The sequence below is a fragment of the Bacillus cereus ATCC 14579 genome, from assembly GCF_000007825.1.
GTDB lineage: Bacteria > Bacillota > Bacilli > Bacillales > Bacillaceae_G > Bacillus_A > Bacillus_A cereus.
The window spans coordinates 4,954,694-4,980,370 of sequence record NC_004722.1 but is presented as its reverse complement, the minus strand read 5'-3'; the positions used below and the strand labels follow the sequence as shown (position 1 = coordinate 4,980,370).

Genomic DNA, 25,677 nt, shown 5'->3' with positions numbered 1-25,677 from the left:
TAGAAAACTTTGCTCCGCACAAATGTATACGGTGAAGCGTTGTACGGAGCTTAATCAAGGGGTATAAATCCCCTATATTCATCGGCTGAATAACTTTTCTAAAAAAGTATAGTTTATCTATGCTTATTTCGTTATGGTTTTTCAGCTGGTGTATAAAATAGATTAAGGGGCCATAGACAATGCTTTGTCTATGGCCCTTTGTGTATATTATTCCGATGAGTCTTTACTATAAATTGGAGTAGTATAGGAAAAACCATGAAGCAGAGGGCTAGTGTCGAATGACGCTATCTCTCTGCTTTTTTTAATTTCAGGAAAAGAGGAATAAAAATGAGTTTACTTAAAGTTGAAAGTTTATCACATAGTTTTATAGATAAAGTATTATACGAAAATGCTTCTTTTGATTTGCATAAAGGGGAGCATATGGGAATTGTTGGGCAGAATGGTGCAGGAAAAAGCACATTAATGAAAATATTGGTGGGGGAAATTATTTCTGATAAGGGAGACATAAAGTGGCAACCAAATATTCAAATTGGACATCTTGATCAATACGCAGAAATTGATGAGGGTTATACCATTTCTCAATATTTAAAGAGAGCCTTTTATGATTTGTATGAAATGGAAAAGAGAATGAACAAGTTATATGAAGAAAGTGCGATGACTGGAGATGAAAATCAACTATTGAAAGCGGCAGAAATTCAAGGACTGCTCGAGGCTCATGATTTTTATTCAGTAGATAGTATTACGAATAAGGTGGCAGCCGGTTTAGGTATTGATGTGATTGGGATGAATCGTGTGATTGGTGAATTAAGCGGAGGGCAGCGTGCAAAGGTAATTTTAGCGAAGCTCTTATTAGAAGAGCCTAATATTTTATTGCTAGATGAACCGACGAATTTTCTCGATAAGGAGCATGTGGAGTGGCTTGCTAATTATTTAATGAATTTTGAAGGAGCGTTTATTGTCGTATCACATGATTTTGATTTTCTGGAAAAGGTAACTTCTTGCATATGTGATGTAGAGTTCGGAACAGTTAAGAAGTATTACGGCAAATACTCAGATTTTGTAAGACAAAAGGAGCATTTGCGAAAAGATTATATTCGCCAATATTATGCACAGCAAAAGAAAATTGAAAAAACGGAAGAGTATATTCGTAGAAATATTGCTGGGGTGAATTCAAAAATAGCGCAAGGTCGTCGAAAACAATTACAGCGTATGGAAAGAATTGCGCCACCAAGTTTTACTCATAAACCGTCTATTCATTTTCAGGAACTTCCCATTTCAGTTCAGACAGTTCTTGAAGTAAATAACTTTGAAGTTGGTTACGACTTCGCTCTCTTACCAAAGTTGAATTTTTCAGTAATGGGTAGGCAAAAAATTGTTATTACAGGTTTCAATGGAGTAGGAAAATCTACTTTATTAAAAACAATCGTTGGAAATATTGATAGTATTTCTGGAGAGTTTCACTTTTCAGAGCAAATAAAGATTGGATATTATGAGCAAGATTTAAATTGGAGCAATGATTCTTTAACGCCGCTTCAAATTATTTCAGAACAGTTTCCTAAACTGAATATGAAGGAAATACGCCATCATTTAGCTGCGTGTGGAGTGAAGGATACGCACGTTTCGCAAGAAATTCGTACGTTAAGTGGTGGTGAACAATCGAAGGTGAAACTGTGCGGATTATTATTATCACCTTGTAACTTATTAATTTTAGATGAGCCGACAAATCATTTAGATGCAGAAGCGAAGGAAGCTTTGCAAAAGGCGTTAATTAAGTTTAAGGGCAGCATTATACTCGTATCTCACGAAGCGAGTTTTTATCTTGATTGGGCAGATAGTATCTTTCATATAGAGACGGGATTAGTTAAGGGGGTGTGAAACATATGAGTGAAAACAATTGGAAAACGAAAATTATATTATTTTTGACCGCTCAAACTATTTCGTTGTTAGGTTCCTCTCTCGTGCAATACGCGATTATATGGTATATCACCCTTACAACATCATCAGGAGTGATGTTGACTATTTCAACTGTTTGCGGTTTTCTACCACAAATTGCGATATCTTTGTTTGCAGGTGTTTGGATTGATCGTTATGACCGTAAAAAGATGATTATGTTATCGGATGGAATTATAGCGATTGCGACGTTAGTTTTAGCAATTTTATTTTTAACAGGATATAAAAGTATTTGGTTACTTTTTATTGTGTTACTCATTCGTTCAGCTGGAACAGGAGTACAAACGCCAGCTGTGAATGCATTAATTCCGCAAATCGTTCCGAAAGAGTATCTTATGAAAGTAAATGGAATAAATAGCAGTATTACATCTTTAATTATGTTTCTTTCTCCAGCAGCAAGTGCGGCGATTCTTTCTATTGCCAGCATTGAAACAACATTTTTTATTGATGTTATTACGGCTATGATTGGAATTAGTATTATGCTTATCATTCAAGTAGAGGGACATGTGAATGCAGAGAATAAGCAAAAATCTAATCTACAAGGAATTAAAGAAGGATTCTCTTATTTAAAAGAAAATGTATTTATTAAAAGGCTAATCGTTTTATTGATTATCATCATGATTTTAATAAGTCCAGCTGCTTTTTTAACACCTTTAATGGTAACTCGTTCTTTCGGGGCCGAAATGTGGAGACTTACTGCTAGTGAGATGACCTTTAGTGCTGGTGCGGCAGCTGGTGGCGTATTGATTGCCGCGTGGGGTGGTTTTCGTAATCGTATGCATACAACAGCGCTAGCTTGTGCATTATATGGACTGCTTATGATTGGACTCGGAATAGCACCGATATTTATTATGTATTTAGTATTTAATTTTTTAATTGGTATAACGATGCCGTGCTTCAATACACCAGTTACTGTGTTATTGCAGGAGAAAGTAGAACCATCAATGCACGGACGGATGTTCAGTCTTGTACAAATTGCGAATTCATGCGCGCTTCCTCTAGGAATGATAATATTTGGGCCATTGTCGGATATGTTTAGTGTAGAGATTTTGTTAATTTATGCTGGGATATTCGTGCTATTTTGCGCAATGTATATTGTATTAAGCAAGAGGTTTGAAGTGTAAATATTTATAATACAGAGGGTTTGCGAAGTGATTTAATATGCTTCGTAAACCTTTTTGTTATTATTCTAGTCAATAATTATTTATTGTTAAACGATAAATAATTATTGACTGTTAATGGTTTTTTGGATAATATGATGTTAAGAATCTAAGGAGAATTACATGAGTAGAGGAGAATGTGAAATGAAAAATAAATACGCAGTAGCTATTTCTTTCATGATTTTAGCGATTATTTCTTTAACGATACATGCTTCAAACAGTAAAGTAGGAGCGGATGGATTCCTTGAAGAATCTTTCTTTTTCCTAGTACCGATAAGTTATGTATTGTTCCTTAGTGGTATTGGCGTATTATTATTTGGATTTATTACTTCAAAGCTGAAAAAGGGCAATAAATAGGGGTTACCAATAGGGACAAAATACTCACTATGAAATAGAAACATACCATATGGAAGAAAAAGAATAAGTGAGATGAATCATGATGAACCATCATTTTTATAATGGAAGACAAGTAGGAGCAGCTATTACGCTGGCTGGGGCACAGGGAACAATTCATGCTATGAATCAAGCTATTCAAATGCAACAACAAGCATATTTTGCACAAATGATGCAAAGTCAGTATATGCCGTATTCACAGCTTCCGATGCAAATTGTACATTACGATGTACATCCAGCTGGTTTATTTTCTATTCCATATGGCGGGACATATTTCTTATGAAAGAAAGCGACTCAATAGAGTCGCTTTTTTTCATATTCCGCCTAGCTTCATTCCAAGGAATGCGAAGAGGATACCAATTATGTACGTAGCGCTTAAGTATAAAAGGAAAGTGCTAATATTTTTTCGATTGAGAAGTTGAACGGCTTCTAGTTTAAACGTAGAAAATGTAGTGAATGCACCCATAAATCCAGTACCTAATAATAGTTGCCAGCCTGTAGTAACTCCGTTGCCGATTATATATCCAAGTAAAAACGCCCCTGTTATATTAATAAGGAATGTAGCAAGTGGAAATTGTGTTTTATTTCTTTTCTTAAACCAATTGCTAATTGCAAATCGTGTAATCGCACCGAAAAATCCTCCTGTTGCGACTAATAAGGCTTCTATCATGAGTAATCACCTTCCGTAAGAGATTTCTTAATTAAGAAATCTCCAAGTGTATAGCCAAGGCCAGACATAATGAGGCCACCAAGTATGCTACATGATACATATAAGAAGGCTATGCTCCACTCAGAATGATTGATCAATTGCACAGTTTCTACACTAAATGTTGAAAAAGTCGTAAAGGAACCGATGAATCCAGTTCCGATGCCTGTGATGACCTCTGAAGGTAAGATGTTTAGCCGGGCGATATAAGTAGTTAGCCACGCTAAGAAGAAGCAACCGATTAAGTTAATGAGTAATGTTGCTAATGGAAATGAATGATGCCAAAATGTGGTGATATTAAGACCTAAATAATAACGAGAAAGAGCTCCTAATATACCGGCAATGCCGACGATAATATAAATCAATTTTCTCACCTCTTTAAATAGATTGCTCAAAAAAATAGACTCCTACCAGTATGTATACTGGTAGGAGTCATAAGATAAGCAGCGCGTTTATGGCGAACTCCATCGCCTAGGATTATTACATATAGTGTACTAAATATACCGTTTAAATTCCAGTGAGGAGGTGGGTGTAACGTTTCTTTTTTTGATGTCTGAAGGTTTTTCAAGTAATTAAAATGGGATCGATTACTTATCAACTAAATATAGTGATATACGGTTTTAATTATGATAAAATGTTTCTTATGTGTGTCGTTTTGTTTTATTTGACTGAAAATAAAGAAAAATAAATCCGCGTGAAAAGGAGTCATTTATTTGAAGAAATTTTTAAAAATCGTATTTACATGTGTTTTAGTAGTAGCGGGCATTGTAGGAGGATTTCTAGCGTATATGACACTTACTAAAGAACAGCCTGCTGATGTTATAAGCTTGAAGGTGGAGAATAATAAGGAGCGCGTATTAGCGACTGGAAATGAGTTTAAAGTTACAACATTTAATATTGGATATGCTGGGTTAGATAAGGATCAAGATTTCTTTATGGATGGTGGAAAGGGATCTGGTTCAAGTAGTAAAGAGCAAACGGAAACTAATTTAAAGAATATGCTTTCGTTTTTACAAAATGAGAATAGTGATTTTGCACTATTACAAGAAGTTGATATAAAGTCACTTCGTTCATTTGATGTAAATGAACATGAATTTTTGAAAAAAGGATTACCTGATTATGTTTCGTCATTTGGCAAGAACTACGATACGAAATGGGTTCCAGTGCCAATAATAAATCCAATGGGATATGCGGAGGCTGGATTAAGTACGTTTTCTAAATACACTGTTCAAGAAGCGAAGAGGTTCCAGCTTCCTGGAATGGAGCCTTGGCCAAAGCGTTTGTTTGATTTAGATCGAGCAATTGTGGAATATAAAATTCCTGTTAATAATGGGAAACATGTTAGACTCGTAAATTTACATTTGTCTGCTTATGATGAAGGCGGGAAAATTAGAAAACAGCAAGTAGAGTACTTAAAAGAATATATGAACAAGCATTATGAAAATGGTGATTACGTAATAATGGGCGGAGATTGGAATCAATTAGTTTCAAACGCTCAATTAAGTGATCCGAAGTTCGTGAAAGAGCGCCCTGAGTGGTTAGTAGAGTTACCGAAGGACTTTACGGACGGTGGCTTTAAGTGGGCTGTAGATCCGTCTGTTATGACTGTGAGAGATGATGTAAAGAAATATGTAGAAGGTGAAAATTTCGTCACTATTATTGATGGCTTTATCGTTTCACCGAATGTAGAGATTGTAAATGTACAAGGGAAAGATTTAAAGTTTGAAAATAGCGATCATAACCCAGTAAGTGCGGTATTTAAACTGAAGTAATTGATATGTATAAGTAGAAGGTGGGGCTTCATATGGAGTGGTTAAAGAGGACTTGTTTTTCTAACCTTGAGAAAGAATCACAGAAAAATCATTTATTACTGTTTATAACGATTTGTAGTTTCTTTCTTGGGATAATCGCAATTGGGTATTATGGATATATTTTTACAGAGAGAGCAATAGCGTTTTGGATTTGTGGTATTTCTGTCGTTGCATTTGGAACGCTGTTTACTTTTATAAAAAGTATGGAATCAGCGTATAAATATATCATGACATTTATGTTGCTTACAATGTCTTACATTATGGTACAAGCTTTTAATGAAAGCCCGGCTGTATTTCAAATGGTCTATTTTACATTAGCTGTTTCACTTATTTACTTAAGTGAGCGTCTCATTTTAATTCTTGGCGGGGTAGCTGTTGTGATCACATTTATCCTTTGTAGCTATTGGCCGGAGCAATTTTTTGCTTATACAGCCTCGTCTGAAGCTGCTAATTTCGCAAGTTTGTTAGCGATTGTAACAATCGCTATGTGGGGCGTCACGAAAATCGGTTCTAATCTGCTCCTTCGTTTAAGTGATGAGAAGCAAGAAGTAATGAGAAAAGCTCAGGAGTTAGAAGAGACGCAAAGACTTATTGAAGAAACAGTTGTAAAACTAGATAGTAATTTCAATCATTTAAGACAAAATATGAACACGTCGATGGAATCGATGAGTGAAATTAATTTTGCCTTTGAAGAGGTGGCAGTTGGTACGCAATCACAATCAGAGATGATGTATCGTTCGGTAGAAGTATTGAATGATATGGAGGGAAATATTGAACAAATCATCTCTCAAGTAAGAACTGCATCGGCTCGTGTGGATGAAAGCTTAGAAATTTCAAAAGGTAGTGTACATACTCTAAGAAATTTTGAAATTAACATGAGAAGTTTAAATGATGTTGTTTCACAGTCTGGAATTATATTTAGAGATTTAATGATACAATCGAAACAAATTAATGAAATTGTAGATGTAATAACGAATATTTCAAGTCAGACGAGTTTGCTAGCTTTAAATGCAAATATTGAAGCTGCGAGGGCAGGCGAGCATGGAAAAGGTTTTGCTATTGTAGCGAGTGAAGTGTTAAAGCTTGCTGAAGAATCAAATCGTTCTGCGGGAAGAATTCAAGGGATTTTGAAGGAGTTTAGTAATCAAGCAAGTAAGGTAGAAGTACAAGTAGAAAAGTCAGAAAGAGTACAAGAAGAATGTAACGAGATGTTAGCAAGCGTTTTAACAAATGTAACTGATTTAGGGAAGTTTATTGATGCGATTAATGAAGTAATGCGAGAGGTTGTTGTTCATCAAGAAAGTTTCCAAGTTAAAACGACGAATATCGTAAAGGATGTTACGCATGCTTCTAACGTAATTCAGCAAACTTCTACAGCTACAGAAGAAGTGCTAGCGAGTGTGGAAGAAGAAAAACATCGAAATGATACGTCAGTGAAGACGTTACAAACTGTTAGCGAGCAAGTGAAGTTGTTAGAAGATATTTTAGAAAAGTAATATTGCTTGGAAAGAGCACGAATGATGTGCTCTTTTTTCATTGAAACGAATACTTGATAGGAATTTAATTGCTTTTCTGCGCGTTTTCTGCCAAGCTTAAGGAGATAAAATTCAGCTAATAGCGGAATTAAAATACTTCAAAGAAAGAATTAAATAGGTGACGCATATGATCGAAGTTAAGACTTCTGAACTTAGTGATGGAGAATTTAATAGAGGTGTATTTGCAACTCGTGATATTAAAAAAGGTGAGTTGATACACGCAGCACCAGTTATCTCTTATCCGAATGAACAGCATGAACATATTGAGAAAACATTACTTGCTGACTACGCATTTGAGTATGGAATCAATCATACGGCAATCCTTTTAGGATACGGTATGTTATTTAATCATTCATATACACCGAATGCAACGTATGATATTGTCTTCGAGAACCATACGTTTAACTTCTATGCTTATAAGGATATAAAAGCAGGAGAAGAAATTTTAATCAATTATAATGGTGAAGTTGATAACGATGAGCTGTTATGGTTTGATAAAGAAAAAGAAGAGAACGAAAAGTAATATAAAGAGTATAGAAAGAGCACATTCTGTCGGATGTGCTCTTTTTTTATTGATGTAAATAAAGTAAAAAGTACAAAAAAATACCACTTTCTTTTTGTGTGGTATAGTAAGATACTGAGGGATAGTGTTTTGAAAAAGTCACATATTTTACAAATTGTTGTCTTTCTGATGACATGTCAAGTTTAGTAGTCCATTTGGGTTGCTTTATTATGCAATATATATTTTAATATGAGTGGCACCTCTTATAAATTAAGAGGTTTATAGGTGTCTCGAATTGATTTTGGGTACACTGTATCCACCACTTTAGGTTCTTTCATGTACGTGGGGATATTATGGGCCCGTATAACGGGATAAAATGAATATAGAAATAGAGGAATCGTAAAATGAATATGCAAGAGGTTTATAAATATTTAAGTACGGTATTGCCCGAAGGACATGTTAAACAAGATGAAATGTTAAAGAATCATACGCATATTAAAGTTGGCGGAAAAGCAGATGTTTTTGTTGCGCCTACAAATTATGATGAAATTCAAGAAGTTATCAAATATGCGAACGAATATAATATTCCAGTTACGTTTTTAGGAAATGGATCGAATGTCATTATTAAAGATGGTGGAATTCGCGGGATTACAGTAAGTTTAATTCATATTACAGGTGTTACTGTAACAGGAACGACGATTGTAGCACAGTGTGGTGCAGCAATTATTGACGTATCACGTATTGCCTTAGACCATAACTTAACGGGTCTTGAGTTTGCTTGTGGTATTCCAGGTTCAGTTGGCGGAGCATTATATATGAATGCTGGTGCATACGGCGGTGAAATTTCGTTTGTATTAACAGAAGCTGTCGTAATGACAGGTGATGGAGAGCTACGTACTTTGACGAAAGAAGCATTTGAATTTGGATATCGTAAGAGTGTATTTGCGAACAACCATTACATTATTCTTGAAGCGAGATTTGAACTTGAAGAAGGTGTACATGAAGAAATTAAAGCAAAAATGGATGATTTAACGTTTAAACGTGAGTCAAAACAGCCTCTAGAATATCCTTCATGTGGTAGCGTATTTAAGCGCCCACCAAATAACTTTGCTGGTAAGTTAATTCAAGACTCAGGACTACAAGGTAAGCGAATTGGTGGAGTAGAAGTTTCTTTAAAACACGCTGGGTTTATGGTGAATGTTGATAACGGAACAGCACAAGATTACATCGATTTAATTCACTTCGTACAAAAGACAGTTGAAGAGAAATTTGGCGTGAAGTTGGAGCGAGAAGTAAGGATTATTGGAGAAGATAAGGAATAAAGAAATACGTATGAAGATATGAATTATTTTAAAATAATATTTGGGTATTGTTGACAATTTGTTTTCAATTCAATATAATGGCTAATAATTTAACAAATAACATACGTTGAAAGAGCCCAGTAGCAGTTTGTCACTGTTAACGAGAGAGCTAGGGGTTGCTGGAACCTAGCACAAACAAACTTGTGAATTACACTCTGGAGTATCTTAGGTAATGCTAAGCGGACTGGCAATCGATATTATTGCTAAGAGTGGTATGAGTAGCTATGCTATTTATACAAACTGGGTGGTAACACGGTGAATAATCGTCCCTATGTCATAGACATAGGGATTTTTTGTTTTAAAAAAATAAAGGGGATGACAAAAGATGAATATCATTGATGAGTTAGAATGGCGCGGCGCCGTTAATCAACAGACTGACGAAGAAGGCTTACGTAAGCTAGTAGAAGAGAAAAAGATTTCACTATACTGCGGAGTTGATCCGACTGGTGATAGTATGCATATCGGACATTTGATTCCGTTTATGATGATGAAGAGATTCCAATTAGCTGGTCATCATCCTGTTATTTTAATTGGCGGGGCAACAGGAACAATTGGTGATCCGAGTGGACGTCAATCAGAGCGTCAACTTCAAACGTTAGAAGTGGTTCAGCATAATGTAGATGCGTTAACAGCACAAATGAAAAAGCTATTTGATTTTGGTGGAAATAGCGAAGTGAAGATGGTAAATAACTATGATTGGACACATGAAATAAATATTATTGAGTTTTTACGTGATTACGGGAAAAACTTTAGCATCAATAGCATGTTAGCGAAGGATATTGTAGCAAGCCGTTTGGATACAGGTATTTCTTTCACGGAATTCACGTACCAAATTTTGCAAGCGATGGACTTCCATCATTTATACACGAAAGAGGATGTTCAACTGCAAATTGGTGGTAGTGACCAATGGGGAAATATTACGAGTGGTTTAGATTTAATTCGTAAGTTAGAGGGTCATGAGGCGAAAGTATTCGGATTAACGATTCCGTTATTATTAAAATCGGACGGTACGAAGTTTGGTAAATCAGCGGGTGGTGCGGTTTGGCTTGATCCTGAAAAAACGACACCGTTTGAATTTTACCAGTTCTGGGTAAATACAGATGACCGTGACGTAATTAAATACTTGAAATACTTTACGTTCTTAACGAAAGAGCGTATTGATGAATTAGCAACGAAGGTAGAAGTGGAACCTCATAAACGTGAAGCGCAAAAAGTATTAGCGGAAGAAATGACGAAGTTTGTTCATGGAGAAGAGGCGTTCCTGCAAGCTGAGAAAATTACAGCAGCGTTATTTAGCGGAGATATTAAATCGTTAACAGCTGATGAAATTGAACAAGGCTTTAAAGAAATGCCAACATTTCAGTCTTCAAAAGAGACGAAAAACATCGTAGAATGGCTAGTTGATTTAGGAATTGAACCATCTAGACGACAAGCGCGTGAAGATATTAATAACGGAGCGATTTCTATGAATGGTGAGAAAGTAACAGATGTGGGTACAGATGTTACTGTAGAAAATTCATTTGATGGACGATTTATTATTATCCGTAAAGGGAAGAAGAATTACAGTCTTGTGAAGTTAGGCGAATAGTTTGTGTGAAAGGATGGGAGTAGGAAGAATACTTCCATCTTTTCGTATACACAATTTGGACATAAAATAATCAGTAAATTTAGATAATTAAAAGGGTTATACGATTCTTCTGCCGAATAAATAAGTTAGAGAAAATTACGGATAAAAATAGCCCGAACCATGCAGGGCATGATTCGGGCTTATATTCAGATTAGTAAGCTAAGCTGAATAGACCTTTAATGTGTGATAAGTAACGAACGTTACTTGCTTCTTTCATTAATGATGCTGGTAAGCCTTTAAGTGGAGTATTGCTTGCTCCAATTGTAGCAACCGCATCTTTACGTCCTAGACTAGCAAGTGTTCCAGAGTTTACAGGTGCGAACTCTTCGAATGCTTTGCCTTCTAGTGCTGCGTATAAGTTGTATCCAATTAACTCACCCATTTGCCAAGCGATTTGTGCAGTTGGTGGGTATGGACGTCCGTCTGGAGCGAAGACAACAGCGCTGTCTCCAGCAACGAATACGTCTTTGTGAGAAGTAGATTGTAGGTATGCATCAACTGTTGCACGTCCACGGTTAACTTCAAGACCTGATTCACCAATTAATGGGTTACCTTGTACGCCGCCCGTCCAAACGAATGTGTTAGCAACAAGTTTTTGACCGTCTTTTAAGTCGATTTCGTTGCCAGCAACGTTTGTTACAGGAAGACCAGTTAAGAATGTAACGCCGCGCGCTTCTAGGCTAGTAGTTGCACGTTCGATTAAGTGGTCTGGTAATACTGGAAGGATTTTTGGACCTGCTTCAACAAGAAGAAGTTTCACTTCTTTTGGATTTACGCCGTGGCTTTTTGCAAGTTTAGGCATAATGTCAGCAAGCTCACCAACTAGCTCAACGCCAGTTAATCCGCCACCACCGATTACGATTGTAGCATCAGCTTCGTTTTTCGTTTTCGCGTATTCACGAATACGGTCTTCAACGTGTTTGTAGATTTTATTTGCATCAGCAGCAGATTTTAATACCATGCTGTTTTCTTCTAGTCCTGGAATACCGAAGTAAGCAGTTTTACTTCCTAAAGCAACTACAAGTGCATCGTAAGATAAAGTAGTGCCGCCAGCTAGTTTGATTTCTTTGCTATCAACTGAGAATGACTCAACTGTTGCGATTTTAAGATCGATATCTTTACCTTTGAAAAGCTTTGTAAGTGGCATTGCAACTGCTTGCTCAGACACGTTACCAGCTGCAAGGCGGTGTAGTTCAGTGATGATTTGGTGCGTTGGGTATTGGTTAATCACTGTAACTTGTGCTTCTGATTTACTGTAATATTTACGTACGTTTAAAGCGGCAAGAAGACCGCCATAACCAGCGCCTAAGATGACAATTTGTTTTGACATAGTATGATATCCCCCGTCTTTACTAATTGTTGTTATAAGTTAACTTATTTATTGTTACGTTCTGCACTAATTTGAAGATATGCGTTCACAAAGCGGAACATTTTTTGTGCTTGTGGATCTTTTAATAATTTTAATAGACCGAACAGGCCGATAACTTCGTTGCTTTCGTCAGCACGATCTTTCGCTTCGATTGCAGTAGCAGCCATGCTTTTCACTGTATCTTTTACAGGTTCTACAAGCTCTGTGATTGCACCAACAGTGTCGCTTTTTAATACTTCATCAGTAGCAACAGTTTGAGCGAAGTCATAAGACTTAGTTAAAATGTTAACAAGCTCAGTTAATTTTGGAAGCTGTTCTACTAGTGTTGTTAATGATTCTTGTACCTCAGGTTTTAACAACTGATCAAGTACATCAAGTTGTCCTTGGCTAGCAGAAATTTGTACAGTTTCTTGTTCTGGCTTTGTTTGAGTCATAGTTTCTGGCATCTCCAATTCTCCTTTACGATAGCAATACTCTTATTTTTTATAAGTAAGATAGTAAACGGTTACGAAACTTTATACAAAGTTTCACAAAACACAATAAAATGCCTTTAAATTTATGACAGCAAGTAAGCTGACATAAATCTAAAACCATAACGTCTTACTTATTATTTATGAACTGTCCGATACATGGCTTGTCCGCATAATGGAAAAGCTCCGTTACCGGAAAGTGTATATAATATATATCCTATATTATATACTATATACACCTATGTTAACATAAAAATGATTCCTAATTATTTGATATTGAGTGTATAACGTAGTGCTGACAAGGTATGAAAGCGTATAAAATATTTTGTTCCAGTTAGAAATGTACATATATATATAGAAAAAAAGGAAAAAATGAACAAATTCATGTTCGTTTTTTCCTTTTTCCTATTATTCACCTTCTGCAATTAGCATCGATGTGTTACCTTCTTTTTCAAGATGGCATTCGCCCCAAGAACAAAGAGAATCAAGAATGGATTCTAAAGACCAACCGTAGTCGGTAAGAGAATATTCTACTTTCGGTGGGACTTGGTTGTATACTTTTCTTTGAATGACGCCGTCGTCTTCTAATTCACGTAATTGCTGTGTTAACATTTTTTGTGTAATACCAGGCATGGAACGTTTTAGTTCACTCGTTCTCTTTGTACCTTTCGTTAAGTGACAAAGGATAACAACCTTCCATTTTCCGCCGATAACTTCTAAAGTCGCCTCTACAGGAATATTGTATTTCTTCATATGAAATCCTCCCTTTGTGAGTAAAATAAGTTAAATCATACAAATGTTACTTTTTAGTACCTATAGCACTTTAAAGTACGTACTTTTTATTATGTTAAATATGTTTCATAATAGCACATGTAAGAGGCAAATGAGTAGTACGGTACCAAAAAGTGACTATGTTACTTTTTAGTGCCTATCGTACTTTAAAGTGCGTTCTTCAAAAAAGGAATGAAACCATTCATAATAGCATTTGTAAGTATGAAATATATTTTTTAGAAGATAAAAGGGCCTTTTTATCATACTATTATGATTGGATTTCTTGTAATAAGGAGGAATTCAATTGAGTTCATATACAGTACCATCTTCGGAAGCTCAGACGAGCCGAAGAAGTATGTTTGCTTTATTAGCGCTAGCAATTAGTGCGTTTGGGATTGGTACGACCGAGTTTATTAGTGTTGGTTTACTACCATCTATTTCAAAAGATTTAAATGTTTCGGTTACAACAGCCGGTTTAACGGTTTCCTTATATGCGTTAGGAGCAGCGGTAGGAGCTCCTGTTTTAACAGCGTTAACGGCTAGTATGTCGCGAAAGACATTATTAATGTGGATTATGGTTATTTTCATTATTGGTAATGGCATTGCGGCGGTAGCAACAAGCTTCACTGTATTAATTATTGCAAGAATTGTATCTGCGTTTGCACATGGTGTGTTTATGTCAATTGGATCTACAATTGCAGCTGCAATCGTACCAGAGAATAAACGTGCTAGCGCAATTGCGATTATGTTTACTGGATTAACAGTTGCGACTATTACTGGTGTGCCAATTGGAACATTTATCGGTCAACAATTTGGCTGGAGAGCGTCATTTATGGCGATTGTTGTAATTGGAATTATTGCTTTCATCGCACACAGTATACTCGTCCCATCTAATTTAAAAAATGGTGTACCTGTATCGTTTCGTGATCAATTTAAATTAATTAAAAATGGAAGACTATTACTTGTTTTCATTATTACTGCACTTGGATACGGCGGTACATTCGTAACATTTACGTATTTATCTCCGTTATTACAAGAAGTAACAGGATTTGAAGCAAGTACTGTTACTATCATTTTATTAGTGTATGGAATCGCAATTGCGATAGGGAATATGGTCGGCGGAAAATTATCGAATCATAATCCGATTCGAGCGCTATTTTACATGTTCTTGATTCAAGCGATTATATTATTTGTTTTAACATTTACAGCGCCATTTAAAGTAGCTGGATTAATCACAATTATTTTCATGGGACTATTCGCATTTATGAATGTTCCGGGGCTACAAGTATATGTAGTTATATTGGCAGAGCGCTTTGTTCCGAGTGCGGTTGATGTTGCTTCAGCAATTAATATTGCCGCATTTAACGGAGGGATCGCTTTAGGTTCTTATATAGGTGGCCTTGTAACGAATTCATTAGGATTAATCCATACTGCTTGGGTAGGTGGCCTTATGGTAGTAGCCGCTGTTATTTTAACAGCGTGGAGCATGACATTAGAAAAAAGAGATCAAGTAAAATAAAAGGAGAGAAAATAAAATGAAAAACTTACAAAGTAAAGCAGTATTAAATAACGGTGTAGAAATGCCTTGGTTCGGTTTAGGTGTATTTAAAGTAGAAGAAGGACCAGAACTTGTAGAAGCTGTAAAATCAGCAATTAAAGCAGGATACCGCAGCATCGATACAGCTGCAATTTACGGAAATGAAAAAGCTGTAGGTGAAGGAATTCGTGCAGGTATTGAAGCGACTGGTATTGCAAGAGAAGAATTATTTATTACTTCAAAAGTATGGAACGCAGATCAAGGGTATGAAACAACAATCGCTGCATACGAAGAGAGTCTAAAAAAATTAGGACTAGATTATTTAGATTTATATCTTGTTCACTGGCCTTCAGAAGGAAAATATAAAGATACATGGAGAGCGCTAGAAACACTTTATAAAGAAAAGCGCGTACGTGCAATTGGTGTAAGTAACTTCCAAATCCATCACTTACAAGATGTAATGAAAGATGCAGAAATTAAACCAATGATTAACCAAGTAGAATACCACCCTCGTTTAACACAAAAAGAACTACAAGCTTTCTGTAAAGAACAAGGTATTCAAATGGAAGCATGGTCACCACTAATGCAAGGTCAATTATTAGATAACGAAACATTACAAGAGATTGCTGAGAAACACGGTAAAACAACAGCGCAAGTTATTTTACGTTGGGATCTTCAAAATGGAGTAATCACAATTCCAAAATCAACGAAAGAACACCGCATTATTGCAAACGCAGATGTATTTAACTTTGAATTAACGAAAGAAGATATGGAAAAAATCGATGCGTTAAATCAAAATCATCGCGTTGGTCCAGATCCTGATAACTTCGATTTCTAAGATTAAGGTAAGAAAAAAGAGTGCTTAAAAGCACTCTTTTTTTTGCATAAAAATAGTTTCTAAATAAATACTACTTAGTATTAAGTTTGTTATTAAGGGGCTGTAAACATGAATATAAAGCAATCGTTCAAACTTTTAGCTATGTTTTTAAGTGTCTTATTTGTATTATTCCCACTTCAAAAAGCATTCGCAGAAGTTATGGATCATACAAAGTATGAAATGAATTGGAGTTATAGTAAGTCAAAGAAGAAACCAATTCGAACAGAACTTATTAAAACGGCAGATGGAAAAATTGCATTTTGCTTAAATGTAGATTTAAAATCTCCGAGTGGTCAAGATTTACCAGAAATGGGTAAAGTGGATATTAATGTGTACCGTGTACTGTTGAATGGATATCCACAAAAGAGCCCACAAGAATTAGGAGTATCTGATTGGAGAGAGGCGCATTACGCAACGCAGCTTGCAGTATGGAATGCGTTAAAACAAATTGATGTTAATGATTTAGATTTCCGAAATAAAAATGTAGAGAAAGTAACAAAAGATATCGTTGCAAAAGCAAACGCTAGCGAAGAGCTACAAGAAATTACGATGAGTGTAACTCCTACAGAAGAACAAGAAGCAGTCTTAAAAAATGATTTCTTTGAAACAGGCTTATATACAGTAGAAACAAATGCAAAAAGCGGAACGTATAAAGTGCAAGCAACAGGTGCACCAGCGGGCGTGAAATTTGCAAATGAAAAAGGCGAAACAAAAACAGAATTTAATGTAGGAGAAAAGTTCCGCATTTTAATTCCGAAACAAACACCAGCTGGTGGATTTAGCTTTAAAGTATCAGGAAATTTAACGAAATTACAAGGGATTGCGCATAAAGGTACACCGACTATTCAAAATGCAGTAGTATTACTTGAGCGTAGTGAAGAAAAAACAAGTCCAGAGTTAGCGGTAAGTTGGAAAAAGGCTGAGGCTCCAAATAAACCAAATAAGCCATATACTCCAAATGAACCGCATAAACCGAATAAACCGAATCAAAAGAGATAATGAAAAAGCATTGGTATATGCCAATGCTTTTTCATATGAATCCTTTAAAGATATATCAAGATAATAATTAATCGAGTGAAACACTATTTTAACGTTTGAAGAAGTATTTAAAAATAATAAAATATGGAGAAATCTAAACGTTACAATAAATGGATTTTATTCACGAAATTGTAACATTATTCTAATTAGAGAGGCTATCAAACAAAGTGTAAAGCGTGTACAATTCAGTTGGAAAAACTACCTATAGATGGTCATATATGAAGAAAATGTAAAAATATATTGTTGTTCACATTTTTAGATGTATAGATGACAATACTGAAAAATATCTTTTACTATTCTCTTTTTTATGTAGCAAGAGAACTCATCACAAATAGAGAGAAGTGAGGAGGGGATATTACATAAAAATTGTACAATGTAAGAAAGCGAATACATGGAGGGAAATGCGGTAGTAATAGATACAGGTGCGCGAGGTGTTAGTCTATTCGTTAAATGTTTTTATAAAGATAATAGGATTTTTCATTAAACGAATATATAGGATGGTTTGTCTAAAAAAAGGACAGGGGACACAGATTATGTCAAAGAAGAAAAAGAGTAGGGTATTAGTAGCAGGTATATGTATATCTACATTATTATCACCAGTAGCTTTCGAAGCATCAAAAGGATATGCGGCGCCTTTGGAAGAGAATAAGGGCGGGCAGTTGGAAGAGAATAAATTTGAGCAGAGAGTATTCCAGTTGCCGGGGAAAGGTAGCGTAGAAGAAGAAAATAATCGTTTAAGAGTTACTTGGAAACTTTCCGCTAATGAACCGACTGGAATTTATGCAGAGCCAAATGAAGAGATTACAATTGACATAAAAGGAACGCAGTCTATCCAAGCTTTTATTGGAACGAGATCTTATGATGAAAAGGACCCAGAGGAGTTTAATTTAAAACCAGGAAAAAATGTTATTTCATCTTCAAGAGGCGGTATTTTATATTTTTATAATATGAATAACGAAGGAGAAGTAACAGCTTCCGTTACAAATGGTGGTAGTCACTTTCCTTTATTTATTTTAGGTAAGCATACGAAAAAAGATTGGGATGAAATGTTAAAAAAATATAAGGATCTTTATGCAGTTGAATTAAAAGGTGAGAGAAGCTTAATTACTACTACTTACGATTCTGTGCAGAAATATATGAAGAATACGGATCCAACAGATTTAATGAAATTGCATGATAAGATTATCCGTTTAGAAAACGCAGTGGCAGGATTATCTGAGGACAGTGTTGGGGTTGCAAAATCTCCAACTCATTATGTTCAGTTTGTTGAAAAACGGAAGCTTGCTAAAGGGGACTTTATGTTTGCGAAACATTATCATACAGGATATATTCCAACTGCAATGAATAGAGTTTTAGATATAGAGGTACTTGAGAAGGATGGATGGGGACCGTGGCATGAAGTTGGTCATTTACATCAGCAAGAACCGTGGAAGTGGTCTAAAGTAAGGGAAGTAACAGTAAATATTTACTCATTAGCTGTTCAAAAGGCGTTAGGGAATCAATTAGAAATGGATGAGCACTATAAAAACTCATTTGAGTATTTAGAGAAGCCTAAAGCAGAAAGATTCATTGATGACATTAATCCTCTTACAATGTTTTGGCAATTAAATGTAGTGTATGGAGAACATTTTTATCCTAGGTTACATCAAGCTTATCGTTTGTTACCTCAGAGTGAAATGCCTCATTCTGATGAAGAGAAAAAGCAGCTATTTATTTATATGACATCAAAAGTGGCAGGGCAAAATTTAATTCCTTTCTTTGAGGAGTGGGGATTAACACCAAATGATGATATTAGAGAGAAAATAGAAAAATCAAAGTTACCTAAATTAGAAAAGGAAATCTGGAAAGCTACAGATAGTAATGATATTCGTGAGAAGCAAGTTGAACTGTATAAGGTTCCGTATGGTGAACCTGCTAATGAAGTACAAAATCTTTTAGTTGGTACAGATTCTGACGAGAATGAAGCAAGTAAGCTTGTTCGAAATTTAGGTGAGAATGTAAAAGTAACAGGAAAGATTGTATGGCCTAAATTAGAGAATGGGAAACAGGAAGTGTTAGTAGAAATTGGGGATGAGAAAGGAAATAAAAATTCAATTCCTATCCAAGTTAACGGATTTTATGATGACAGTATAGTTTTTCAAGGACTTTCAGATGATGTAATGTCGACAGTGACACTTCACCACAATAAGAAGAAATTAAATGTAAACTTTACTAATAATGAAATACATTACCGTTTTGAAAAAGAAGAATATATGGGCTTAACGCTATATGATCGAAATGGGATTGAAAAGAAACTTGTATCAGCAGAAGGACAAGAAACGGGAAAAAGATTTGCGATGGAACTAAATGAATTGGATTTTGAATATGGTGATGTAATAAAAGTATTCCACGCAGAACCAAGCCGTTTGAAGTGGTTTAAAAATAACGAACTTGTAGATCAAGGAAAAGTTAAAAATAAAAAAGAGAAATTATTCCAAATAACTGAGCAAGGGTTCGAATTAAAAGATAGTTTACAAGAAGTGACGGCGAAACTGCAAAAAGTAGTAGTCGGAATGGATGTAGACAAACTAGATCCGAAAGAATTCGTACAAGTAAAAGATGGAGAAGTGGTTGGTTTTGTAGAAAAACCAAATACATCAAAAATTGGAGAACAAAAAGTAAAAATAGAGACGAAGGATGCTTTTGGAAATAAGAAGATAACAGAAGTGCCGCTTGAAGTAATTTATGGAGATAGTTTAGTATTTCATGCTAATGATAATGCAATACGTTCGGTTGTAACATTGCAACATGATAAAAAGGAACTGCACGCAACGTTTACAGGTAATCCTGTTCATTATCGTTATGTAAATGAAGAGTATATGGGGATTACGCTATATGATCAAAATGGGAACACAAAAAAGCGTGTAACAGCGGAAGGACAAGAAACTTCAAAGAAATTTGCGGAGCAAGTGAGTGGAATGCAGTTTGAATATGGTGATGTAGTAAAAGTATTCCATGCAGAACCGGACCGCTTGAAATGGTATCAAAATAATAGCCTTGCTGGCCAAGGTAAGGCGAAAGTAGAAAAAGAATTATTCTTCAAGGTAACTGAAAAAGGCTTTGAAAGAATGGAAACTTTACAAGAGGTAAAGGCAGTACCACAGAAGGTAGTAATCGGAACAGATGTAGAGAAAATAAATGCAAAAAACTTTGTTGAAGTAAAAGATGGAGAAGTAGTTGGATTTGTAGAAAAACCAAATACAACAAAAATCGGTGAACAAAAAGTAAAAGTAGAAACGAAAGATCGATTTGGAAATAAGAAAGTGACAGAAGTTCCTCTAACAGTAACATATGGAGATAGCCTACTTGTATATGGGCTGAGCTATAGAGATGGTGACTTGAAATCAATTGTAACTTTGCATCATGATACGAAAAAACTGAGTGCGACAGATACAAAGAACCTAATTCATGATTACTTTAAAGATGAAAAGTATTTTGAATTCACATTGTACGATAAAGAAGGAAGAGTGAAGAAAAATATAGCAGTAAAAGGTTTAGAGAATACGCAAGAATTTGCTAAGGAAGTAAATGGAATTGCATTTGAGTATGGAGATGTAGTGAAAGTATATCATGCGGAATCTTCTCGTTTACATTGGTATCAAAAAGATGTATATGTGGGCGAAGGAAAAAGTAAAGAGATAAAGGAATTAGTCTTCAAAATAACTGAAAATGGATTTGAAAGATTAGACGGTGAGCAAACAGTAAAAGCAAATCCGCAGCAAGTAGTAATCGGAACAAATAGCGAAACGCTAGACGCGAAGAACTTTGTTGAAGTACAGGGTGGAGAAGTAGTAGGTTTTGTAGGGGAAATAGATACGACAAAAATTGGTCAGCAAAAAGTGAAAGTAGAAACGAAAGATCGATTTGGAAATAAGAAGGTGACGGAAGTTCCTGTAGAAGTGACATATGGGGATAGTCTAGTCTATCAAGGTGTGTCCGATGTTACACGTTCAATTGTTACGTTAAACCACGCTGAAAAGAAATTACATGCAACATTTACAAATGAGGAGATTCATTATCGCTTTGTAAATGAGCAGTATATAGGCCTTACGATTTATGATCAAAATGGAAATGAGAAAAAGCATGTAACGGCAGAAGGACAAGAGACTTCAAAGAATTTTGCTGGGCAAGTAAATGGAACGGCATTTGAGTATGGAGATGTGCTGAAAGTATACCATGCGGAACCGAGTCGTTTGAATTGGTACAAAAAGAATGAGTTAGTTAAAAAAGAGGATGCGATGAAGGGGCAAGAAATATCCTTTAAGATTACTCAAAATGGATTAGAGCAAGTGCAATAATAAGAAAAAGCTCGTAAAACATAATGTTTTACGAGCTTTTTTTATTATTCAGCTTCAGAAACTACTGTGAAGCGTTCGTTTACATGTTTTGGATTTTCGATTTCATCAAGTGCTGCAACTGCGAAGTCTTCATAACTTACGTAGCTATCACCTTTTGCGTTCACAAGCAGGTTGTCTTTACCAGCTTTATAAGAACCAGTGCGTTTTCCTAATGCGAATAGTGCAGAAGGGCTGATGAATGTCCAAGTGATATCATTTGTTTGTTGTAAGATTTCTAAGTTTTTACCTTGGTTTTGAGCTGTTGCAAGGTATTCTTCCGGGAAACCTGGTGTCTCAAATACACGTGTTGTTTTCTCTTCGTCTACAAATAAGCTTCCAGCGCCACCAACTACAACTAATTTTGTGTTAGGTGCACCTTTCATCGCTTCAATTAGTACGTTTCCTGCATCTACGTGAAGGTGATCATGTCCTGCTGGAGCACCGAATGCATTTACAACTACATCGAATGCTTGCAAGTCGTTAGATGTAAGAGAAAATACGTCTTTTTCTAAAACTTTTACGTTTTCTTCTGTAATTTTTGCAGCGTTTCTTACGATTGCAGTTACTTCATGTCCGCGATCCAATGCTTCTTTTAAAATACGACTTCCTGCTTTACCAGTTGCTCCGATAATTCCGATTTTCATAATAAATCCCTCCAAAGTGTTTTGTTAAAGTGTATATCTGAAAGTAAATGAATTTGTTGTAATTAGGTTTGTTACAACCTGTTGTAATCATTATAGTTACAGGTTGGTATTTTTGTCAATAGGGTTGTTTGTGAATTTATTTTTTGTTTTAGTATGCACAGTTAGAGGGAGGGTAGTCAGTCATAAGGACATTGTTACTGTGAACCTGGCTAATATTTGGAAATTGCAAATTGTCGAAAAATGTTGATTTTTGAATGTTTTTTAAATATAATTCGTTTTATGGAGAAAAGGAGGGGTTAATTGTATGAATATTTTAGAGCAATTTATTTCATCAACAAATACAATTCTTTGGTCATATATTCTTATTGCAATGTTAATTGGTTTAGGTCTTTATTTTTCTATTAAATTGAAATTCGTACAAATTACTCATTTAGGGGAAATGGTTCGACTATGAGTGATGGATTAACTGGAAAGACGCGTAAAAAAGGTAGTGTATCTTCTTTCCAAGCATTTTGTATGAGTTCAGCAGCTCGTATTGGTATCGGTAACTTAGCTGGTGTAGCATTAGCTATATCTATGGGAGGACCTGGAGCTGTATTTTGGATGTGGGTTATTGCGATTATCGGGGCTTCTTCAAGTTTCGTAGAAAGTACGCTTGCCCAAATTTATAAAGTAAAAGATGGCAGTGGCTTCCGTGGTGGTCCTGCTTATTATATGGAAAAAGGTTTAAATAAACGTTGGATGGGAATTTGGTTTTCTATCCTTATTACAGTTAGTTACGGGTTAATTTTTAACTCAGTACAAGCGAATACAGTAACATTAGCGTTTGAAAATGCATTTGGTTTAGAGCGTTATATTGTTGGTATTGTATTAGCTGCATTAGTTGCGGTTATTATTTTTGGTGGTGTAAAAAGTATTGCACGTATGTCGGAAATGATTGTTCCGCCAATGGCGCTTGTTTATATTGCGGTAGCTATTTTTGTTGTCATTAAAAACTTCTATTTAATACCAGATGTGTTTACGGAAATCTTTAAAGGTGCATTCGGTTTAGATTCAGCTGTAGGTGGCGGTATCGGTGCTGCGATGAAATATGGTATTCAGCGCGGATTATTTGCGAACGAAGCAGGTATGGGTAGTGCGCCGAACGCGGCAGCAACAGCTGATGTAACGCATCCAGCAAAACAAGGTTTTATTCAAACGATCGGCGTTTTAGTAGATACATTCTTAGTATGTACATCAACAGCATTTATCGTACTATGTTCTGGTGCATATAAAGCAACAAATTTAGAAGGTATTGAATTAACGCAAAATGCATTAAGCTCACAAATCGGCCCATGGGCAAGTAGCTTCTTAGCGATTATTATTTTCTTATTTGCATTTAGTTCTCTTTTAGGAAACTACTATTATGGTGAAACAAATATTGAATTTATTAAGCAAAGCAAAACGTGGTTAACAATTTACCGTATTGCGGTAGTTGGAATGGTATTATTCGGTTCTGTTGCGACGCTTCAAGTTGTATGGAATATGGCAGACTTATTTATGGGTCTAATGGTAATCACGAACTTAATTGCGATTACACTTCTTGGCCGATTTGCGTACGCGGCATTAACAGACTATGTAAGGCAAAAGAAACAAGGGAAAGATCCAGTCTTCAGTGCAGATTCTATTCCTGGTTTAACGAATACAGAGTGCTGGGATAAGCCAGTGGTAACAGATAAAGAAAAAGCAGTGTAATTGAAAAGGCGAGCATCGAGGTAAATTCGATGCTCGCCTTTTTTGTTGTAGTAAATGATGAAAAGGGTGAGAGGTAATTATTAATATAACTTTTTTGTTTGTTTCTCTCGTTATTTGTGGGGAACGTACTGTTTTAAAAGTATGGCTGGTCGAATAGGATAAGTTATTAAGTATTGGATAAATGCATGTAATGGCTATATTTTCATGTAAAAAAACACGTATGTTAAAAGAGTTAACGTACTGATGTTATAAAACCTGACATAAAGTTCTTGATTACTAAAAGTTTTTAGAATATAATTTTCTTATTGTTAGGAAGAGGGGGCAATGCAATTATGGATTTTTTAGCTAAGGTAATTGGGGATATAAATAATATCCTTTGGTCATATATCATTATTGCGATGTTAATTGGGTTAGGGCTCTATTTTTCATTTCGTGTGAAATTTGTCCAAGTTCGTTACTTCGGTGAAATGATTCGTTTGCTTGGGGATGGGGCAAGCTCGAAAACGAGGAAAGCGCAAAAAGAGAAGAGCGGCGTATCATCATTCCAAGCGTTTTGTATGAGTACAGCTTCTCGTGTAGGTACTGGTAACTTAGCTGGTGTAGCTATTGCGATCTCAGCAGGTGGTCCAGGAGCAGTATTTTGGATGTGGTTAATCGCGGTAATTGGGGGTGCTTCTGCATTTGTAGAGAGCACATTAGCGCAAATTTATAAAGTAAAAGATGGGAATGCATTCCGTGGGGGCCCAGCGTATTATATGGAAAAGGGTTTAAAGAAACGCTGGTTAGGTGTTGTGTTCTCTGTTCTAATAACAGTAAGTTTCGGATTGATTTTTAACGCTGTACAGTCTAATACTGTAGCGGCTGCCTTTGATGGGGCGTTCAAAACAGATAGTAGATTAGTAGGTCTTGTTATGGCTGGTTTACTTGCAGTTATTATTTTCGGTGGAGTAAAACGAATTGCTCGCGCGGTTGAAATGATTGTTCCAGTAATGGCAATTATTTATGTAGCGGTGGCATTATTCGTTGTTGTAACAAACATTACGGCAATTCCATATGTATTTAAAGAAATTTTCTTACATGCTTTCGGAATTAAAGAAGTAGTAGGCGGAGGATTAGGAGCTGCGATTTTATTAGGGGTAAAACGTGGGTTATTCTCAAATGAAGCAGGTATGGGTAGTGCGCCGAACGCAGCAGCGACTGCAAACGTAACGCACCCAGTTAAACAAGGTTTCATTCAAACTTTAGGGGTATTTACTGATACATTATTAATTTGTAGTTGTACAGCATTTATTATTCTTTTATCAGATGTGCATAATGCAGCTGATTTAAACGGAATTCAATTAACGCAGCAGGCGTTAAGTCAACATATCGGTCCATGGGCTTCTATATTTGTAGCAGTGGCAATCTTCTTGTTTGCGTTCAGTTCATTAGTAGGTAACTACTACTATGGTGAAACAAATATTGAATTCTTAAATGGAAGTAAAGTGCTATTAAATGCATACCGCATTGCTGTACTTGGTATGGTTATGCTAGGATCTGTAGCGACAATTCAAATCGTTTGGGATTTAGCAGATTTATTTATGGGAATTATGGCTGTTATTAACTTAGTAGCAATTGTATTCCTTTCTAAGTATGCTTTCGCAGCGTTATCAGATTATATTAAGCAAAAGAAACAAGGGAAAGATCCAGTCTTTTATGCGGAGTCTATTCCAGGTTTGAACAATACAGAGTGTTGGGGTGAGTCAGCGGTAGCTGATAAAGAAAAAGCGGTATAATGAAAAGGGCATCAAGTGAAACTTGATGCTCTTTTTTTGTT

General features: G+C 35.8%; 20 protein-coding genes, 1 pseudogene, 1 riboswitch and 1 other annotated feature. Of the genes and pseudogenes, 15 read left to right on the top strand and 6 right to left on the bottom strand.

All coding sequences use genetic code 11. The annotated features are described in order from the left end of the window. Positions 1 to 327: 327 nt before the first annotated feature. From BC_RS25300 to BC_RS25285, 4 genes are all read left to right on the top strand, one after another. A complete protein-coding gene (locus tag BC_RS25300; protein WP_000054872.1) occupies positions 328 to 1,875 on the top strand; it encodes an ABC-F family ATP-binding cassette domain-containing protein in 1,548 nt (515 codons plus the stop codon). A gap of 5 nt (positions 1,876 to 1,880) precedes the next feature. Then, positions 1,881 to 3,074, top strand: coding sequence for an MFS transporter (locus BC_RS25295; RefSeq protein ID WP_001293769.1), 1,194 nt, complete (start codon positions 1,881 to 1,883; stop codon positions 3,072 to 3,074). A 159-nt stretch (positions 3,075 to 3,233) separates the two neighbouring features. Beyond that, positions 3,234 to 3,467 carry a DUF3955 domain-containing protein gene (locus BC_RS25290; protein ID WP_000086296.1) on the top strand — a complete coding sequence of 78 codons (234 nt, stop codon included), beginning with the start codon at positions 3,234 to 3,236 and terminating at the stop codon, positions 3,465 to 3,467. 79 nt (positions 3,468 to 3,546) lie between these two features. Beyond that, on the top strand, positions 3,547 to 3,786 hold the full coding sequence (locus tag BC_RS25285) for a DUF3947 family protein (RefSeq protein ID WP_000980930.1): 240 nt from the start codon (positions 3,547 to 3,549) through the stop codon (positions 3,784 to 3,786). Positions 3,787 to 3,816: 30 nt separating this feature from the next. Here BC_RS25285 and crcB (BC_RS25280) read toward each other — a convergent pair whose 3' ends face one another. Then, positions 3,817 to 4,173 (bottom strand): fluoride efflux transporter CrcB, encoded by a 357-nt coding sequence (gene crcB, locus BC_RS25280; protein ID WP_000568587.1) that lies wholly within the window; start codon positions 4,171 to 4,173, stop codon positions 3,817 to 3,819. Further along, positions 4,170 to 4,574, bottom strand: a complete 405-nt coding sequence (gene crcB / locus BC_RS25275) for a fluoride efflux transporter CrcB (protein ID WP_000639315.1) — start codon at positions 4,572 to 4,574, stop codon at positions 4,170 to 4,172. Before crcB (BC_RS25275) ends, crcB (BC_RS25280) begins: the two co-directional genes overlap by 4 nt. 54 nt (positions 4,575 to 4,628) lie before the next feature. Then, a riboswitch (Fluoride riboswitch) is annotated at positions 4,629 to 4,690 on the bottom strand. Between the two features lie 232 nt (positions 4,691 to 4,922). Between crcB (BC_RS25275) and BC_RS25270 the strand changes: the two genes are divergently transcribed. The 5 genes from BC_RS25270 (at position 4,923) to tyrS (ending at position 11,006) form a co-directional block, all read left to right on the top strand. After that, positions 4,923 to 5,981 (top strand): endonuclease/exonuclease/phosphatase family protein, encoded by a 1,059-nt coding sequence (locus tag BC_RS25270; protein ID WP_000714050.1) that lies wholly within the window; start codon positions 4,923 to 4,925, stop codon positions 5,979 to 5,981. Between the two features lie 32 nt (positions 5,982 to 6,013). Beyond that, complete coding sequence (locus tag BC_RS25265) at positions 6,014 to 7,516, top strand: DUF4077 domain-containing protein (protein WP_000455081.1); 1,503 nt, start codon at positions 6,014 to 6,016, stop codon at positions 7,514 to 7,516. A gap of 166 nt (positions 7,517 to 7,682) precedes the next feature. Then, positions 7,683 to 8,078, top strand: a complete 396-nt coding sequence (locus tag BC_RS25260; RefSeq protein ID WP_000573649.1) for an SET domain-containing protein — start codon at positions 7,683 to 7,685, stop codon at positions 8,076 to 8,078. A gap of 383 nt (positions 8,079 to 8,461) precedes the next feature. Continuing rightward, the gene (gene murB / locus BC_RS25255) at positions 8,462 to 9,379 is read left to right on the top strand and encodes a UDP-N-acetylmuramate dehydrogenase (RefSeq protein ID WP_001057102.1); all 918 of its coding nucleotides are present in this window, start codon (positions 8,462 to 8,464) and stop codon (positions 9,377 to 9,379) included. Between the two features lie 97 nt (positions 9,380 to 9,476). After that, positions 9,477 to 9,692: a binding site (T-box leader), on the top strand. A 51-nt stretch (positions 9,693 to 9,743) separates the two neighbouring features. Then, on the top strand, positions 9,744 to 11,006 hold the full coding sequence (gene tyrS / locus BC_RS25250; protein ID WP_001021100.1) for a tyrosine--tRNA ligase: 1,263 nt from the start codon (positions 9,744 to 9,746) through the stop codon (positions 11,004 to 11,006). A gap of 190 nt (positions 11,007 to 11,196) precedes the next feature. Here tyrS and BC_RS25245 read toward each other — a convergent pair whose 3' ends face one another. The 3 genes from BC_RS25245 to BC_RS25235 form a co-directional block, all read right to left on the bottom strand. Next, on the bottom strand, positions 11,197 to 12,375 hold the full coding sequence (locus BC_RS25245; RefSeq protein ID WP_000043202.1) for an NAD(P)/FAD-dependent oxidoreductase: 1,179 nt from the start codon (positions 12,373 to 12,375) through the stop codon (positions 11,197 to 11,199). A 44-nt stretch (positions 12,376 to 12,419) separates the two neighbouring features. Then, positions 12,420 to 12,860, bottom strand: coding sequence for a DUF1641 domain-containing protein (locus BC_RS25240; RefSeq protein ID WP_001115309.1), 441 nt, complete (start codon positions 12,858 to 12,860; stop codon positions 12,420 to 12,422). Positions 12,861 to 13,292: 432 nt separating this feature from the next. Next, positions 13,293 to 13,637, bottom strand: a complete 345-nt coding sequence (locus BC_RS25235) for a winged helix-turn-helix transcriptional regulator (protein WP_000760481.1) — start codon at positions 13,635 to 13,637, stop codon at positions 13,293 to 13,295. A 373-nt stretch (positions 13,638 to 14,010) separates the two neighbouring features. On the opposite strand from BC_RS25235, the gene BC_RS25230 reads away from it, so the two are divergent. The 4 genes from BC_RS25230 to BC_RS25215 all read left to right on the top strand — a co-directional run bounded on the left by BC_RS25230 (position 14,011) and on the right by BC_RS25215 (position 21,444). Continuing rightward, positions 14,011 to 15,174, top strand: a complete 1,164-nt coding sequence (locus BC_RS25230; protein ID WP_002195880.1) for an MFS transporter — start codon at positions 14,011 to 14,013, stop codon at positions 15,172 to 15,174. A gap of 16 nt (positions 15,175 to 15,190) precedes the next feature. Further along, entirely contained in the window at positions 15,191 to 16,030 is an 840-nt protein-coding gene (locus BC_RS25225; protein ID WP_000793532.1) for an aldo/keto reductase, read from the top strand. Positions 16,031 to 16,138: 108 nt separating this feature from the next. Then, positions 16,139 to 17,068: a thioester domain-containing protein gene (locus BC_RS25220; RefSeq protein WP_001022531.1), complete on the top strand. Its 930-nt coding sequence runs from the start codon at positions 16,139 to 16,141 to the stop codon at positions 17,066 to 17,068. 572 nt (positions 17,069 to 17,640) lie between these two features. Then, positions 17,641 to 21,444: a putative mucin/carbohydrate-binding domain-containing protein gene (locus BC_RS25215; protein WP_000038265.1), complete on the top strand. Its 3,804-nt coding sequence runs from the start codon at positions 17,641 to 17,643 to the stop codon at positions 21,442 to 21,444. 44 nt (positions 21,445 to 21,488) lie between these two features. Here BC_RS25215 and BC_RS25210 read toward each other — a convergent pair whose 3' ends face one another. After that, entirely contained in the window at positions 21,489 to 22,127 is a 639-nt protein-coding gene (locus tag BC_RS25210; RefSeq protein WP_000689900.1) for an NAD(P)-dependent oxidoreductase, read from the bottom strand. Between the two features lie 304 nt (positions 22,128 to 22,431). Here BC_RS25210 and BC_RS25205 point away from each other — a divergent pair. Both BC_RS25205 and BC_RS25200 read left to right on the top strand, forming a co-directional pair. Then, positions 22,432 to 23,861: pseudogene (locus BC_RS25205) on the top strand (alanine/glycine:cation symporter family protein). A gap of 332 nt (positions 23,862 to 24,193) precedes the next feature. Further along, the gene (locus BC_RS25200; protein WP_000346373.1) at positions 24,194 to 25,636 is read left to right on the top strand and encodes an alanine/glycine:cation symporter family protein; all 1,443 of its coding nucleotides are present in this window, start codon (positions 24,194 to 24,196) and stop codon (positions 25,634 to 25,636) included. The last annotated feature ends 41 nt before the right edge of the window (positions 25,637 to 25,677 follow it).

Coding starts and splice junctions, on each gene's coding strand:
- BC_RS25300 (WP_000054872.1), top strand. CDS start 328: ATGAGTTTACTTAAAGTTGAAAGTTTATCACATAGTTTTATAGATAAA.
- BC_RS25295 (WP_001293769.1), top strand. CDS start 1,881: ATGAGTGAAAACAATTGGAAAACGAAAATTATATTATTTTTGACCGCT.
- BC_RS25290 (WP_000086296.1), top strand. CDS start 3,234: ATGAGTAGAGGAGAATGTGAAATGAAAAATAAATACGCAGTAGCTATT.
- BC_RS25285 (WP_000980930.1), top strand. CDS start 3,547: ATGATGAACCATCATTTTTATAATGGAAGACAAGTAGGAGCAGCTATT.
- crcB (WP_000568587.1), bottom strand. CDS start 4,173: ATGATAGAAGCCTTATTAGTCGCAACAGGAGGATTTTTCGGTGCGATT.
- BC_RS25265 (WP_000455081.1), top strand. CDS start 6,014: ATGGAGTGGTTAAAGAGGACTTGTTTTTCTAACCTTGAGAAAGAATCA.
- BC_RS25260 (WP_000573649.1), top strand. CDS start 7,683: ATGATCGAAGTTAAGACTTCTGAACTTAGTGATGGAGAATTTAATAGA.
- murB (WP_001057102.1), top strand. CDS start 8,462: ATGAATATGCAAGAGGTTTATAAATATTTAAGTACGGTATTGCCCGAA.
- tyrS (WP_001021100.1), top strand. CDS start 9,744: ATGAATATCATTGATGAGTTAGAATGGCGCGGCGCCGTTAATCAACAG.
- BC_RS25245 (WP_000043202.1), bottom strand. CDS start 12,375: ATGTCAAAACAAATTGTCATCTTAGGCGCTGGTTATGGCGGTCTTCTT.
- BC_RS25240 (WP_001115309.1), bottom strand. CDS start 12,860: ATGCCAGAAACTATGACTCAAACAAAGCCAGAACAAGAAACTGTACAA.
- BC_RS25235 (WP_000760481.1), bottom strand. CDS start 13,637: ATGAAGAAATACAATATTCCTGTAGAGGCGACTTTAGAAGTTATCGGC.
- BC_RS25230 (WP_002195880.1), top strand. CDS start 14,011: ATGTTTGCTTTATTAGCGCTAGCAATTAGTGCGTTTGGGATTGGTACG.
- BC_RS25225 (WP_000793532.1), top strand. CDS start 15,191: ATGAAAAACTTACAAAGTAAAGCAGTATTAAATAACGGTGTAGAAATG.
- BC_RS25220 (WP_001022531.1), top strand. CDS start 16,139: ATGAATATAAAGCAATCGTTCAAACTTTTAGCTATGTTTTTAAGTGTC.
- BC_RS25215 (WP_000038265.1), top strand. CDS start 17,641: ATGTCAAAGAAGAAAAAGAGTAGGGTATTAGTAGCAGGTATATGTATA.
- BC_RS25210 (WP_000689900.1), bottom strand. CDS start 22,127: ATGAAAATCGGAATTATCGGAGCAACTGGTAAAGCAGGAAGTCGTATT.
- BC_RS25200 (WP_000346373.1), top strand. CDS start 24,194: ATGGATTTTTTAGCTAAGGTAATTGGGGATATAAATAATATCCTTTGG.